The organism is Microcystis sp. M_QC_C_20170808_M9Col (assembly GCF_007095495.1).
Classification (GTDB): domain Bacteria; phylum Cyanobacteriota; class Cyanobacteriia; order Cyanobacteriales; family Microcystaceae; genus Microcystis; species Microcystis aeruginosa.
The window spans coordinates 1-14154 of sequence record NZ_SFBZ01000109.1 but is presented as its reverse complement, the minus strand read 5'-3'; the positions used below and the strand labels follow the sequence as shown (position 1 = coordinate 14154).

14 protein-coding genes are annotated in these 14154 nt (G+C 46.4%); 7 read left to right on the top strand and 7 right to left on the bottom strand.

What is annotated here, in order from left to right:
• Nucleotides 1–49: 49 nt before the first annotated feature.
• From EWV68_RS06845 to EWV68_RS06835, 3 genes are all read right to left on the bottom strand, one after another.
• Entirely contained in the window at nucleotides 50–511 is a 462-nt protein-coding gene (locus tag EWV68_RS06845) for a DUF29 domain-containing protein (RefSeq protein WP_016515615.1), read from the bottom strand.
• A gap of 80 nt (nucleotides 512–591) precedes the next feature.
• Entirely contained in the window at nucleotides 592–2064 is a 1473-nt protein-coding gene (locus EWV68_RS06840; RefSeq protein WP_002795722.1) for a phosphatidylserine decarboxylase, read from the bottom strand.
• 813 nt (nucleotides 2065–2877) lie between these two features.
• On the bottom strand, nucleotides 2878–3798 hold the full coding sequence (locus EWV68_RS06835; RefSeq protein WP_287169285.1) for a LysR substrate-binding domain-containing protein: 921 nt from the start codon (nucleotides 3796–3798) through the stop codon (nucleotides 2878–2880).
• A 146-nt stretch (nucleotides 3799–3944) separates the two neighbouring features.
• Here EWV68_RS06835 and EWV68_RS06830 point away from each other — a divergent pair, with 146 nt between their 5' ends.
• Nucleotides 3945–4628 (top strand): cadmium resistance transporter, encoded by a 684-nt coding sequence (locus tag EWV68_RS06830; protein WP_061432696.1) that lies wholly within the window; start codon nucleotides 3945–3947, stop codon nucleotides 4626–4628.
• A gap of 329 nt (nucleotides 4629–4957) precedes the next feature.
• Complete coding sequence (locus EWV68_RS06825; RefSeq protein ID WP_061432697.1) at nucleotides 4958–5392, top strand: YidH family protein; 435 nt, start codon at nucleotides 4958–4960, stop codon at nucleotides 5390–5392.
• 10 nt (nucleotides 5393–5402) lie between these two features.
• On the opposite strand, the gene EWV68_RS06820 is transcribed toward EWV68_RS06825, so the two are convergent.
• Nucleotides 5403–6200 (bottom strand): sulfite exporter TauE/SafE family protein, encoded by a 798-nt coding sequence (locus EWV68_RS06820; RefSeq protein WP_061432698.1) that lies wholly within the window; start codon nucleotides 6198–6200, stop codon nucleotides 5403–5405.
• Between the two features lie 284 nt (nucleotides 6201–6484).
• Between EWV68_RS06820 and EWV68_RS06815 the strand changes: the two genes are divergently transcribed.
• Nucleotides 6485–7489 (top strand): sulfate/molybdate ABC transporter ATP-binding protein, encoded by a 1005-nt coding sequence (locus EWV68_RS06815; protein WP_061432699.1) that lies wholly within the window; start codon nucleotides 6485–6487, stop codon nucleotides 7487–7489.
• A gap of 130 nt (nucleotides 7490–7619) precedes the next feature.
• On the opposite strand, the gene EWV68_RS06810 is transcribed toward EWV68_RS06815, so the two are convergent.
• Nucleotides 7620–8159: a pentapeptide repeat-containing protein gene (locus EWV68_RS06810; protein ID WP_287169284.1), complete on the bottom strand. Its 540-nt coding sequence runs from the start codon at nucleotides 8157–8159 to the stop codon at nucleotides 7620–7622.
• Nucleotides 8160–8533: 374 nt separating this feature from the next.
• Between EWV68_RS06810 and EWV68_RS06805 the strand changes: the two genes are divergently transcribed.
• Both EWV68_RS06805 and EWV68_RS06800 read left to right on the top strand, forming a co-directional pair.
• Nucleotides 8534–9229: a TerC family protein gene (locus EWV68_RS06805; RefSeq protein WP_287169283.1), complete on the top strand. Its 696-nt coding sequence runs from the start codon at nucleotides 8534–8536 to the stop codon at nucleotides 9227–9229.
• 138 nt (nucleotides 9230–9367) lie between these two features.
• Nucleotides 9368–9607 carry a hypothetical protein gene (locus EWV68_RS06800; protein ID WP_287169282.1) on the top strand — a complete coding sequence of 80 codons (240 nt, stop codon included), beginning with the start codon at nucleotides 9368–9370 and terminating at the stop codon, nucleotides 9605–9607.
• A gap of 77 nt (nucleotides 9608–9684) precedes the next feature.
• Here EWV68_RS06800 and EWV68_RS06795 read toward each other — a convergent pair whose 3' ends face one another.
• Together EWV68_RS06795 and EWV68_RS06790 are read right to left on the bottom strand one after the other, a co-directional pair.
• Nucleotides 9685–10083 (bottom strand): YidH family protein, encoded by a 399-nt coding sequence (locus EWV68_RS06795; RefSeq protein WP_287169281.1) that lies wholly within the window; start codon nucleotides 10081–10083, stop codon nucleotides 9685–9687.
• 71 nt (nucleotides 10084–10154) lie between these two features.
• Complete coding sequence (locus EWV68_RS06790) at nucleotides 10155–10961, bottom strand: prohibitin family protein (RefSeq protein ID WP_287169280.1); 807 nt, start codon at nucleotides 10959–10961, stop codon at nucleotides 10155–10157.
• Nucleotides 10962–11600: 639 nt separating this feature from the next.
• Here EWV68_RS06790 and EWV68_RS06785 point away from each other — a divergent pair.
• A complete protein-coding gene (locus EWV68_RS06785; RefSeq protein WP_061432703.1) occupies nucleotides 11601–12899 on the top strand; it encodes an O-acetylhomoserine aminocarboxypropyltransferase/cysteine synthase family protein in 1299 nt (432 codons plus the stop codon).
• 15 nt (nucleotides 12900–12914) lie between these two features.
• Nucleotides 12915–13967 (top strand): homoserine O-acetyltransferase MetX, encoded by a 1053-nt coding sequence (gene metX / locus EWV68_RS06780; RefSeq protein WP_061432704.1) that lies wholly within the window; start codon nucleotides 12915–12917, stop codon nucleotides 13965–13967.
• Nucleotides 13968–14154 lie beyond the last annotated feature (187 nt).

The following is a 14154-nucleotide window of genomic DNA, read 5'->3' as shown; positions in this document are numbered from 1 at the left end:
ATTACTTGTTGAGATACAGATACCCGTCGAGGCGGTATAACCGTTAAATTTACGGCCAATCCTGACTCGTATCGCAGAGGAAATGGTCGGCCATGATGTTCTCGAAGGTGAAGGGACAGTGAGAGGGAAAAGTCCGTATCGGTAAGTCCGTGTCTCGCAAAGCCAAATCCACTCCGGCCTCGAAAGCATCGGATAAAGCGGTCGGTATCTGGGATTTTAAACTAGGATTGCCCTCTAGATGCCGTCTGATCCCTCGTCTCTGTTCTCTAATCGTCAAAAACCAGCTGCGAGAACGTTTATCTGGCTGATATTCCCATTTGAGAAGATGTCCTACCAAAACGGTTAGACGGCTCACCAGTTCTCGATATTCTTGTTTACCCAAGGAAATGATTTCCCCCCGTAAGTTTTGCCAGTCCAGAGCTTCTACCTGTCGGTTGGCTAGAGCTTTCGCTTGTAGCTCTGTCCACCCATAGAAGTCGGATTCATACAGGGAATTGGCTCGATCTTTCATATTGGAACTTTACCTAAAATGTCGGCTGGAAGGAACCCTGGAGATGACAGGTTCCGCCAGTATAGAACAGCGAAGCACGATCAAAACGACAGCAGTTTGGCGATATTTGAATAGGCGTACTGACTCCGCACCGGATAGTGAACATTTACCGTAGCCGTGATGTTGACGTTGGACTGACGCTCGAATACCATCACGATGTCGGAGCCGCCGAAGAGGAAAGTCGAGATCATCTCGCCCTTCGACACCGTTTTTCCCACCACCTCCTGGCGCACCTTCTCGTTGATCAGTGCCACCTGCTCATCATAAGATCGCCCCTTCTTTTCCTGTTGGGTAAGACGGATAAGTTCCTGCGTCCCTGGTTTGACGAAGACAACGGAGGATACTTGTGCCATTCCAATGGGCAGTACGGCGATCTTGCCGATAGCGGTTTCCAGGACAAAAAGCCCACGGCACTGCACAAACTGATAGTCTGTGGCATCCTGTGCATCCAGATAACGGTGCGGCATGGCCACGTTGGCCAAGGATGAGTTTTCATCGGCACGTCCCTCAGCATCGAGTAGGTCAAGTTGGACATCCAGGTAAACCTGTCCTGGGATAAATTTAGCCTCAATTATCCTGCCCGCTGCCGGGGCGTGCTGCCGGTGATAGTCGAAGACATTGAGAAAGCTGTGGACGAGAATGCCGCCCTCGAAATCCTGGGCATACTCGGAACCCTTTAACAGTTCTGGGATAGGCCATTCGACGTGCTTGACCACGATTGAGGACTGTGCGGGCATCGGCTCGCCCGCCGGAGTGGTGATAGTCCATTGGCCGACAAAAGTGGACTCGGCTGGGAAGACGATAATCCGAGGATCGTCTGGCTGGGCGACTGGGCGCTGTCGATCGATATCCTTGAAAGTTCTGGAAAACCACTCGTTGAATGTCTTGTAGTTCTCGATCCCGTTTTCGCCCCCATTGTAGTCCTGGTAGGTATATTCCGGCCCGAACTTATAGGTTACGAGATGGTTGGCCGATTCGGGTGTGTCGAGAAATTCGCCCCATTCGACCGCAAATTCCCGAAGCCAGAGGGATAGCGGTGTGAGAGCCTCGCCGGTAAAGGGAGCGATCGGGCTTTGCAGGGAGACGAGTTCGGGCTGGTTGAAGTAGTAATAGAACTGCGTCAGGTGCAGATAATCTGTGCGTTCGTGGTAAATGTCGCCCTGCCATTCCCAGACCCGCAACCCGGGGATCCACGTTACCAGGGCATCGATGTAATAGTAAAATTGGTAGAGGTTGTGTATCCGATCGAGTTCGGGGATGCGCTGTTGACTTACCTTCAAGATCGCGCTCTGGAAGGCTCCCCCATAGGCGTAATCGTCGATGAGCTTTTTAAGTTTCTTTGTGATCGGCTGCTTCGGCTCGTACACCGCGCTATCGGGGGGTAGCTCTTTAAGGAATTTCGGCCCCTGGGGGATTGACGATGAAACTCCCTGCTCGTTCAGGTGCTGGGCCTCCCGCGCCGACACCGCTTTCCATTTCAACCGGCCATAACTCTGGTTGTGATTTGTGTTCATGCCATTTTCCTCTTGTTGAATATCAAACTATCTATCTAAAATCTCCACAGACAGGGCCGACATTCCGCACATCTTCATATACTTTTATATATTTTTACATTCCCCAAGATGTTTTGACAAAAAACCTTCATTGTATAAACTACTATTAGGAACATTTTCAATAATTGATTTTTTCTGAGAAAAAAATTTACAATTCTTCACCTTAATAAAAAATCCATCATTGTAGCTATAATCCTGATTGGCAAAGGTTTGTCAGCAATAGATTAGTAAAAATTATCAATTGAATGTTAAGAAGTGCAGAAAGTGAGTCTAGTTGCCTGAGATAATATTAGGTCGAGGTCTATACCTAATACTAAATCCGTTGAGTATAGGCTACATATCAGGATAGGCACTCATGCAAAAGGGAGAATAAATAATCAGTTTTTAATAACCAAATTTAGTAAGTAGGTAGGTGTTAAAAGTTGTCAGACACCCCCCTTATCAAGGGGGATCAGAGGCAAAATCTATCTTCAATTTAATTATAACTACTTACTTATAATCTCTCTTTTTTGCCAAAAATAATTTCCCTTACATATCTTTATTTTTGCTCAGGTTAATTTTCGGTGATTGCTAAGTATCTAAGCACAATTAATTACACATCTAAGCCACTACCCCGTCAGACTTCTGATGTGAGGAAACAGTGAACTGAAAACTCAAATCCGATCCCTAATAGCTGTATCCCGTCTCCCGTCTCCCGTCTCCCGTCTCGGAGTCTCCTGTCTCGGAGTCTCCTGTCTCGACTAGGAAATTAATTTTGCACGACTACTTATGAGATTACAACATCTGCTCGAAAACTTGACAGACGCGGGGTTGAAAGCGCTGACGGTGTTTTATTTTTAAAAAAGGGCGCATAAATTCGAGATAGCGAGGGGATAAACCGGAAGTATCGATGACTCGAATCGATCGCAATGTGCCTAATTCTAATTCCTTTTGAACCATCAATTCGGAAATACCGGCAGCTGCCAAACTATTCTCGATGATTGCTTTCACCATTTCCCCCGTATTTAACACCAAAGTCACCTTTAATGTCCGTAAATCGATGCCCCAATTCTGTAAAGCTTCCTCGAATCTTTGTTGAGTTCCCGATCCCGATTCTCGCATTACCCAAGGGGTTTCCACTAATTCGGGTAATTCGATCGCCTCTCTTTTATACCAGGGATGAGAACGTCCGACAATAATTAATAAGCGATCGCTGCCGACGATCTCCTGTTCTAAACAATGTGTTAAATCACTCTTGACTTCTCCCTCGATTAATGCTAGGTCAAAACGTCCGTTAGCCGTACCCAGACAGATTTCTTCCGTATTAGCTAGGGTGCAATTGATCTTAATTGCCGGATAGCGCTCCTGAAAATCGCTAATTTTTGCCGGGAGCCAATAGTTACCAATAGTCAAACTCGACCCTAATTGTAGTTCTCCCCGTTGCAACTCGTTAAATTCCGCCAATCCCCTTTCTGTCAAAGTCACCTGGGTGAGAATGCGTTGCGCTTCTAATTGCAGTAAACGTCCTGTTTCCGTGATCTCGATGTGACGACCGACGCGATGGAATAATTTCACCCCGTATTCATTTTCTAGGGAGGCAATGGCGGCACTGACGGCCGGTTGGGTGATATATAAAGCTTCTGCTGCTTTGGTGAAGTGGAGATGTTCAGCAGTCGCGAGAAAGATTTCTAGTTGATCTAGGGTCATTCTGGCCATGGCAATGGGTTTTCCGTCTCTATTGGTCTTTCCATCATTTTAATTTATTAAATCAACAAGAAAGAATATTTGATTTTATTAATGGCTCTTTCTAGAGTAGAAGTAGGGCGATCGAGACCAGAAGAGCCGATTAAGAAAAAAATCCTATGACTACCATGATTACTGCCATATCCACAGCAATAGCGGCCTTTATTGCCACTAATCTCGATGACATACTGATTTTGACGATTCTTTTCGCCCAGGTCAATAAACTTTTTCGCCGTCGTCATATCGTTATCGGTCAGTATTTAGGCTTTATACTGCTGATTTTGGCGAGTTTAACTGGCTTTTTCGGGAGTTTCTTGATTCCGGCTCAGTGGATTCGTTTTCTCGGCCTGTTGCCGGTGATTTTCGGGATTCGGAGTCTCTGGCAGCGAGAAGAAACCGAGACGGATAATCCTCTGGAGATGGCTGTAGAATCAGCACCGTCTTCTCCTTTGCTGGCCTGGTTTTCCCCTCAAACCGGTGCTGTGGCGGCAATTACCATCGCCAATGGCAGTGATAATATCGGGATTTATCTGCCGCTGTTCGCTAGTAATACCTGGCCAAATTTAGTCACTATCGTCAGCGTTTTTCTGATCTTGGTGGGTGTTTGGTGTTTTACTGCTCATCAGTTAACCCAATTACCAGCGATCGCTAATTTAATTACCAGTCACGGCAGCCACTTTGTCCCCTGTGTGCTGATCGGTTTGGGTGTATTTATAATCAAGGAAAGTCTTCCCCTGGCTTTCTTGGCCTTATCCTTAAGCTATGGATGGACCCTTCTCCAGCAGCAAGCAGAATCTATTTAGGGTTTGCGGCAAAAAGTTTTTCCTGGGGGCAGGGTGTAGGGTGTAGGGTGTAGGGTGTAGGGTTTTACCCATTTTCAGGGAAAAAGTCCAGGGATTTTCCCCCCGATCACTCCAATGGCCGGTACTTTTGGATTTCAAAAAGGTCTAAAAGTCTTATCGAACAATGTTTTTAGATTTATTCAGCAAACCCTATTTGATTTTTGATTCAATACAAATACATCTAAAAAGAGATTTTAGATTTTTTCCATACCATCTATAACTCAAGTGCCATAGAATAACATCATCTTCTCAAGCGCTCACCTTGAAACCGACCCCTAGTCATCTCGATCATGTTATTTTTTCTCAAATCACCAGTGACGGAAAGCAAGACCAGCATTACACCGAAAAAAGTCAATCCCAATCGAGTCCGCGATCATCTGGCCAATGAACGCACCTATCTGTCTTGGATGCGAACGGCGATCGCATTAATGGGTTTTGGTATGGTTATCCTGCGCTTACGGGCCTTTCATCCTCCTCTGGTTCCCCGGCCAGGTTATGGCTGGAAATTAGGCTTAATGTTTGCTTTAGTGGGTTTATTGACCGTATTTTTGACCACAGCCCATTATTTTACAGTCAGACGAGATATAGATGAAGATACCTACGAACCAGCCGATCGATGGGTGGTACTATTTAGTTTAGCGATCGTTATTCTCGGTGCGGGAATTATCTATTTTGTCGCCACCAGTCCCGATCTGTTGATGGGTAGTATGATGACTTTCGAGTGAACTATGGGGGTTAGGTGGGTTGGAGTAGGCGCCAACTGACCGTGACTAGAACCGTATAAAGCAGTATTTTTAGGGCATTTTTGGGGAAATATTCCGATAATCTTGCTCCCAGTACTACCCCCGGTATCCCACCTAACCAGATGGGAAGTACCAGATTCCAGTCTACTGTTCCTAATCCCAGATGACCGATGGAAGTACAGGTTAAGAGGATGGAAGCTTGCGATAGATCTGTACCGACTAATTTGCGAGAATCAAGCTGAAAAAAGGTCATCAAGACCAATGCAAATAAGGAACCACTGGAAATACTGGTTAAACCGACCAAATAGCCTAAAACTGCCCCCAATATCGTTGTTTTTATCTGACCAGAGCGAGTGGTTAAATCTAATTTTGGCCAAGACCAAGGGGACAAATCGGGAAAAAATAAGGAGATTAGTAGTTCCAGGGCCGCTAGGACAGTCACGATCATCAAGACAAGGCCGATGATAGGAGGCAACCATTGATCGAGATTGAGAGAGCTATTCTGCTGAAAATAGCGAAAACCGACTAATCCTAACAGAGAACCGGGTACACTGCCAATTACTAGCCATTTTACCACTTCTAACTCGATCGTTTGCTGTTGCCAGTGACGAACGGTGCCGACCACTTTCATCAACCCGGCCGCTACCACATCGGAACCCACTGCGGTGGTAGCGGGAACCTGAAATACAAAGATCAATAGGGGTGTAATCAAGGATGAACCGCCAATTCCCGTTAATCCCACGACAATTCCGATAAAAAAGCTAAATATTGTCAATAAAGAATAGTCCATTTTTGCCTCAGTTGTCTCTTTTCTCCGGTGTGTTTCTGGTGGTTAAGAGACAAAATTAGTTAATTAAGCCTTTAGAACCGACTAAAAGAGCAAAAAAGAGTAATAGTAAGCTTTTATCGCTGTTCAATCTTTTTAGTCTCTGTTTACAACCAGTAATCTCCGAATCGAAACTTAATTTTCTTGCTATCTTGTAAAATGTAAGTGTATTTTAATACGATTGCGATTGAATCATGGTTAAAATACGGTCAAACCCTATACATTTTTTTGCCAGAGGATTAGCTACCGTGAGCATCATCATCGAGCGAGTATCGAAAAAATTCGGCACCTTTACTGCTTTAGACAACATCAACCTAGAGATCAAATCGAATCGTCTGGTGGCACTGCTGGGGCCGTCCGGTTCAGGAAAAACCACTCTCCTGAGAGCGATCGCAGGATTAGAACCTCCCGACACAGGCAAAATTATCATCAACGGCAAAGACACAACCCATTTAAATGTCAGAAAAAGGAACATTGGCTTTGTTTTTCAGCATTATGCGCTTTTTAAACACCTGACGGTGCGTCAGAATATCGCTTTCGGTTTAAAGATTCGCAAAGCTGCCCCGGACTACATTCAAAAACGAGTGGACAATCTCTTGAGTTTAATTCAATTGCAGGGATTAGGCGATCGCTATCCGGCCCAACTATCCGGGGGTCAACGTCAACGGGTTGCCCTAGCCCGGGCCTTAGCGGTGGAACCGGAAGTATTATTATTAGATGAGCCTTTTGGGGCCTTGGATGCCAAAGTTAGAAAAGAGCTACGAGTTTGGTTGCGACAGTTACACGAGGAGGTTCATGTCACCAGTGTTTTTGTCACCCACGACCAGGAGGAAGCCATGGAAGTGGCCGACGAGATCGTAATTTTCAATGAGGGTAAAATCGAACAGGTGGGAACTCCCGATCAGGTGTACGATCATCCTGCCTCTGCTTTTGTGATGAGTTTTATCGGCCGGGTGAATGTTTTACCACCGACCTCGGCTGCACTATTCGAGCAGCTCGGAGGGGGTACTAACGGAGTCAAGATTTTCATTCGTCCCCACGACCTAGAAATTCTCTCTTCTCCCAATGGGTCTAGCATTGAGGCAAAAGTTGAGCGCATTATCCATCTGGGTTGGGCCATCGATGTGGAATTAATTCTACCCGATCGCTCTCTCCTGATTGCCCATCTGAATCGAGAACAACTGGATCAACTGCATCTCCAAGTCGGGGAGCAAGTTTATGTTCGTCCTCGGGATGCTCGCGTTTTTGCTTAAAAGTAAGGACGTTGCTGATTTGAGATCTGAATCTTCTTTTGTGGGATTTTTCAAACCTAGACCCAAACTAACTTTTGCACGGGAACCTGCACGGTTGGCATTCATACCTTATTCAGCAACGCCAACTTTTTTAGAATAGATTGGGATCGACACCGATCGCGCCTTCACCGTCCGCATCTTGCAGGTTAGCACCGTCTAACCGAGCATTAGTGAGATTGGCCTTCTCTAAGTCAGCTTTTTGCAGATTGGCGTTGGTTAAGTTTGCTCCTTGCAGGTTAGCTTTTTCTAAATCTGCACCTAAGAGATTGGCCCCGCTTAAATCGGCTCCCGCTAGGAGAGTTTTGCCGAGGTCGGCTCCCCGGAGGTCAGTCCCTTTGAGATTAGCACCCTGTAGGTTAGTTCTTTCTAGATCCGCTTGACTGAGGTTTGCTCCTTCTAGATTGGCCGAGGACAAGTTTAAATCTTTGAGGCTAATTCCGTTAAAGTCACAACCGACACAGGCGTTAGTTTCCTGTAGTTTTTGCAGATTATCGGCGGCAGCTGGCTCGACCAGAGTAATTTTTGCCGGTGCGCCGCCAGTGGGGGTAACGGCCCCAGCGATGGCAGGGTGGAAGCAAGAAAAAACTGTGATTAGCAATAGACAGAAGGCTGTCAGTAGCTTCGGTTTCATCGTTTTTGATCTCCTTGAGTGATCTTTTTGAGTCTCTGTTTTCACTCTAGGCAATGGCTTTAATAAAAACAAATATTCTTTGTTTTCAAATCCATAAATTCCCTTTATGCAAAGCCAAGAAAGTCCCTCGCCCTTTCATCACTTTTATTTATTAAAACGACAATTAAGAATATTTGCTTTTATGCTTGTCCCCTACCTAAGATGATAGTGTCCGGCCAAAATCCTAGTCAAGGAGAGCGTTTTCAGCAATCTCGCCATCGATCGCAAGCTCAAGAACTTGACCTTAGATTTATACCGACAAAAAAATAGTCAAGAATCCTAGCAGGAAATACCAAGACGCATCTACAACGTGATAGGAGTAAAAATATAATTATATGTCCCCTCAAATTCTCGATATAGCTGAAAATCTCTCTCTAACCACTTGCGGCACTATTCTCACCCTGGCAGTCTTAGAAACCATTCTATCGGCCGATAATGCCGTCGCCCTGGCCGCTTTGGTGCGAGAACTTCCCGACCCCAGACAACAACGCCAGGCTTTAAACTGGGGATTGGCCGGGGCATTTGTGTTAAGAGTTGCCCTGTTAGTCAGTGCCAGTTGGACAGTTAAATTCTGGCAGGTGGAGGTACTGGGTGCTATTTATCTGATCTGGTTAGCGGGTAAGCATTTTTGCCAGAAATTTTTAGATATAGAAATAGAAGACCAAAATTTTGCCACTAATCTCGCCATAGAATCTTTTGGCCGTGTTATTGTTCTGATTGCTTTTACGGATCTGGCTTTTTCCCTCGATAGTGTGACAACAGCGATCGCCCTAGCCGATCGATTCTGGATTCTCCTGACTGGTGGTATTTTGGGAATGTTAGCCCTACGATTTTTAACCGGTTTATTTGTCAGGTGGTTAGCTGAGTTTGTTTACCTACAAGATGCGGCCTATCTGACGGTTTTAGCGGTAGGGGGAAGATTGTTATTAAAAGCTTGTCAACCAACCTATTTGCCGCCAGAGTGGATGGTATTGATGATGGTGGCGGTCTCCTTAAGTTGGGGCTTTTCTAGGCGTGTTGTGGTGGAATAGTTCTGGCAGCAAGGGATTTTCTCAATTTTTTAGGAGCGTGTCAATCGTTATACTCCGGGACGACGGGCGACTGTGAAATAATTTGTGACTAGGTACGGTAAGAGTCGCTAGTGAACCCCGTTAGCCTTGGAGACTTCCTTGCTAGACACCATTTCCACCCTATCCTCAAAACTAACAGCGATCGAATCCACGGGAAATCCTCTCCCGAAAGTTGCTACTTGTTCCTCTACCTGTCGTTACTGTCGGTTTTATAAGTTTCAGGGGAGAGGAAACGGCTATTGTCAACGCTTGGGAGTCCCTGTTCACAGTCATTGGCGCGCCTGTCCTTTAATTTGTCCACCTTTTGCCCCTTCTTGGGAAAGGTCGGAAAATGGGTAATTCTAAGTAGTTATCTGGATTTTACCGCCTGTATCGAGCAATTTTCTCCCCATCCCGCTCCGTCCGAGGATGGGGTTTTAATCGAAACCGATGCTTTCCACTCCACCGCTATCGGGACTGGTGGCGACAAAATAGAGAATTCCCGACCCTAGACAAGCGATCGCTATACTAAAGCAAATAATCCAGACTTGAGCGGGTTCGTAGCTATTACTATCGATCGCTCGCCGGATGAGAAAATAGTGGCGCGTGGCGATGACAACGGTTAATAATCCCACCATAGCGAAGACAAAACCCAACAGCCACCCCAATCCTAGGACGGTAGAAGATGCCGTCCGTAAACGCAAAATGACCAGACCAAAACCCATCAAAGCGATCGAGGCGCGCATCCAAGACAGATAGGTGCGTTCGTTGGCCGAATGATCTCGCCAGTAATCAGGGTTAAATTTCTGCTTTGTCTTTCGGGATTTAAACAGCATAGAGGAGTTCCTCGCAGTGAACTTCAATAAAATCAAGTATTCTTTCTTATGGTTTTAATAAATTGTTTTTATCATTTAGTTTTTCGCTTATCTTTAGCCAATTCAAGGGACTTAAGCAGATTATCATCCATAAATAGGGGAAGTTTACCGTCCCATCTTTCGATCGCTTTGTTCTGTAAAACTTCTGGACTTAAGGAATCTTGGAGAATGCGATGAGCTGCCGCCTCTCCCTTAGCCAGATTGATTTTTACTTCCGATTCTTTCAGAGCTTTCAGCACCATAAAACCGGCTTTTTTAGCTTCCTGTTCAGCAATTTGTTTGGCTTCCACCGCATCGGTAAAGCGATCGGAAAAGTTGACATGAACCAAAGAAATATCATCGACACCGATATGATAATTTTTCAGTCTTTCGCTCAAACGAATATCTACTTCCCCTTTCACCTCCTCCCGTTTAGTAATTAATTCTTCGGCGGTATATTTAGCCATAACTGCCTTGAGAATTTCCTCCACTGCTGGATCGATCACTCGTTCAATGACAGCCGCTTCATCGCCAATTTGTTGAAAAATAGTATTAACTTCTGATGCTAAAATATGCCAATTCAGGGCCACATCTGTGAATACTTCCTGTAGGTCTTTGGAGGAAGCTTCGGCCGCTATCTGTTGTTTTTGAATTCTCACACTTAGTTTTTTCACCGTGTTAACAACGGGAATAATCCCGTGAATACCCTCATTAAGTATTTTATCCTGTACTTGACCAAAGACCATTAAAACTCCTCTTTCTCCCGCATTAACAATCACGAAAGGATTAAAAATAATTGCCAAAATGAATAACAAAAAAAAGAGATTACTTGGTCTAGCTAAAAGACGAATTTTGAGCATTTTAATTGATAATATAGATGGTTGATAGGATAGTTTGGCAAATAAATAAAATGACTAATTTTATGTTGGTAATTAGCGATATTTTTATCTACCTTAAGAATTTTATCAACTAGAAAATGAAGGTAAAGTTGTCCTATATTATTTAGATGAAGTCAGATTTAGCCTCGTTATTTTTTCCTTCTGGCTGGCAAAATATCGGGAAATAATTGTCTATTTATAGTTACCATAGTCGCCGATTAAATGTTTTACTAATCATGAATCAAAACGATTATCTCGTTAGTTTTAGTCAGAAACTTGACCAAAAAAGCATTTATTTGTCCAAGAAAGGAATCGGGATTATCCAGAAACAATTATAACAAAATTTCCCTTGTCTTAAATGGTACATTCTCATTCCACCAGTCTAGCTGGTACTTTCTTTTATAGCAATTACCTTAACACAATCTAGTTTCGGCATAAAAGATATTCTGTATACAGGATATCTCGATAAATTGACTCGCAGAAATGGCTATGATAGAAAAATACAGTAAGCGAATAAGCCTACTGTACCCATTCCATCCCCTAATGAGGTCATTTAATCACCCTTTTTCCTCGAGCGCACAGATCGAGGAATTTATCCTTTATTTTCGTCCCTGAGCGCCCATGTCTGACCGTTACCGTTTCGAGACGCTACAAGTACACGCCGGCCAGGAACCTGCCCCCGGAACCAACGCCCGCGCCGTTCCCATCTATCAAACCACTTCCTACGTTTTCAACGATGCCGACCACGGGGCGCGACTGTTTGCCCTGGAAGAGTTCGGCAACATCTACACCAGGATCATGAACCCGACCACCGATGTCTTCGAGAAGCGGATCGCCGCTTTAGAAGGAGGCGCGGCGGCCCTGGCCACCTCTAGCGGTCAGGCGGCGCAATTTCTAGCGATCGCTAATATTGCCGGTGCGGGGGATAATATCGTTTCTACTAGCTACCTCTACGGCGGAACCTATAATCAGTTCAAAGTCTCCTTACCACGTTTAGGAATAAATGTCAAGTTCGTCGATGGCGATGAGGCCGAGGCTTTTCGAGCGGCGATCGACGATCGCACTAAAGCCTTATACGTCGAGACGATCGGCAATCCCCGATTTAATATTCCCGATTTTGCCGCCCTGGCCCATATCGCCCACGAGAACGGCATTCCCCTCATCGTCGATAATACCTTCGGTTGCGGCGGCTATCTCTGTCGCCCGATCGAACAGGGGGCCGATATCGTGGTGCAATCGGCCACCAAATGGATCGGCGGTCACGGCACTTCCATCGGCGGAGTAATCGTCGATTCGGGTAAATTCGACTGGGGAAACGGCAAATTTCCCCAGTTTACCGAACCCGCACCGGGTTATCACGGGTTGAATTTCTATGAGGTGTTCGGACCGTCCGGCCCTTTGGGCAATATCGCCTTTATTATCCGGGCGCGGGTGGAGGGATTGCGGGATTTTGGGCCCGCCTTGAGTCCGTTTAACGCATTTTTACTGCTACAGGGATTGGAAACCCTCTCCCTACGGGTCGATCGTCATGTATCCAATGCGTTGGCCTTGGCGAACTGGCTCAAAGAACAGCCACAGGTGGAATGGGTGGATTATCCCGGATTACCGGAACATCCTTACCACGAACGGGCGAAGAAGTACCTAAAACACGGCTTCGGCGGGGTTTTAGCCTTCGGGATTCGGGGCGGTTTCGAGGCCGGGCGGAATTTTATCAACCGGGTGAAACTAGCTAGTCATCTCGCCAACGTGGGGGACGCAAAAACCCTGGTTATCCATCCCGCCTCGACGACTCACCAGCAGTTAAACGAAGAAGAACAGCGATCGGCGGGAGTAACGCCCGAATTAATCCGCGTTTCCGTGGGTTTGGAACATATTGACGATATTATCGAGGATTTCCAGCAAACTTTCCAGAGTTTATAACCCACCACCCCGCCCATGGATCGCCTAGACTTGATCTCCCCGGAAACCCGTTTCTATTCCCCACCGCATCCTTTTGTTCTCGAATCGGGGGCGGTTCTCGAAAGGGTGCGGATCGCCTATCGAACCTGGGGAATTTTGAATAACAAGCGGGATAACGGGGTTATTGTCTGTCATGCCTTCACGGGATGGGCCGACGTGGAAGCTTGGTGGGAACCTTTGTTAGGAACCGGACGCGTTCTCGATCCGACCCGGGATTTTATTGTCTGTAGCAATATTCTCGGCAGTTGCTACGGGACAACCGGCCCCACTTCGATCGATCCCCGTACCGGTAAACCCTACGGTCCGACTTTCCCGGAGATCACCATTCGGGATCTGGTTCACCTACAACGGCTGTTGGTGGACGCATTGGGGATCGAGTCTTTGCGATTGGTGATCGGGGGTTCCTTGGGAGGAATGCAGGTTTTGGAGTGGGCGCTACTGTACCCGGAGAAGACGCGCTCGATCGCTGTCATCGCCGCTTCGGGACGACATTCGGCCTGGTGTATCGCGCTGGGAGAGGCCCAAAGGGGAGCGATCTACGCCGATCCCCATTGGCAAGGGGGAAATTATGCGCTCGATCGCCCTCCAGCCCGGGGTTTATCGGCAGCCCGGATGATGGCGATGACTACCTACCGATCGCACGCCAGTTTCGAGTCCCGTTTCGGCCGCGAGTACGGGGAGGGGGGAGAGTTTACGATCGCCCGCTATTTAGAATATCAGGGGAGAAAGTTAGTCGAACGTTTTGACGCCAATGCTTATATCACCCTAAGTAGGGCGATGGATCGTCATGATGTCACCCGGACGGGAAAAAGTTACGAATCGGTGTTACAGTCGATTCAACAACCGACGGCGATCGTGGCGATCGATTCGGATCTTCTTTATCCCCCCGTAGAACAAGAGGAATTGGCGAAATATATCCCCAATTCTGAATTATTTTGGTTGCGATCGCCGCACGGTCACGATGCGTTTTTAATGGATGGCGATATGGATGCGTTGAATGATCTTCTCGTCACTTTCGGGAATGGATGAGCAACGGGAAATAGTCGCGGGTTGGGGATGGTCGGGGTAGAGAGCGATCGGGGATTGATGACGACTAGGTTAAAACCCACATTCCGCACCCTCAACTGTCACATAAGCTGTCCCCCTCCAGAGACTTGAGTAAAAATACTTAGCTGGTGAAGGTTTTCTCGGTGGCCGTTAGGGGGAGCTTGAGACC

Coding starts and splice junctions, on each gene's coding strand:
- EWV68_RS06845 (WP_016515615.1), bottom strand. CDS start 511: ATGAAAGATCGAGCCAATTCCCTGTATGAATCCGACTTCTATGGGTGG.
- EWV68_RS06840 (WP_002795722.1), bottom strand. CDS start 2,064: ATGAACACAAATCACAACCAGAGTTATGGCCGGTTGAAATGGAAAGCG.
- EWV68_RS06835 (WP_287169285.1), bottom strand. CDS start 3,798: ATGGCCAGAATGACCCTAGATCAACTAGAAATCTTTCTCGCGACTGCT.
- EWV68_RS06830 (WP_061432696.1), top strand. CDS start 3,945: ATGACTACCATGATTACTGCCATATCCACAGCAATAGCGGCCTTTATT.
- EWV68_RS06825 (WP_061432697.1), top strand. CDS start 4,958: ATGTTATTTTTTCTCAAATCACCAGTGACGGAAAGCAAGACCAGCATT.
- EWV68_RS06820 (WP_061432698.1), bottom strand. CDS start 6,200: ATGGACTATTCTTTATTGACAATATTTAGCTTTTTTATCGGAATTGTC.
- EWV68_RS06810 (WP_287169284.1), bottom strand. CDS start 8,159: ATGAAACCGAAGCTACTGACAGCCTTCTGTCTATTGCTAATCACAGTT.
- EWV68_RS06805 (WP_287169283.1), top strand. CDS start 8,534: ATGTCCCCTCAAATTCTCGATATAGCTGAAAATCTCTCTCTAACCACT.
- EWV68_RS06795 (WP_287169281.1), bottom strand. CDS start 10,083: ATGCTGTTTAAATCCCGAAAGACAAAGCAGAAATTTAACCCTGATTAC.
- EWV68_RS06790 (WP_287169280.1), bottom strand. CDS start 10,961: ATGCTCAAAATTCGTCTTTTAGCTAGACCAAGTAATCTCTTTTTTTTG.
- EWV68_RS06785 (WP_061432703.1), top strand. CDS start 11,601: ATGTCTGACCGTTACCGTTTCGAGACGCTACAAGTACACGCCGGCCAG.
- metX (WP_061432704.1), top strand. CDS start 12,915: ATGGATCGCCTAGACTTGATCTCCCCGGAAACCCGTTTCTATTCCCCA.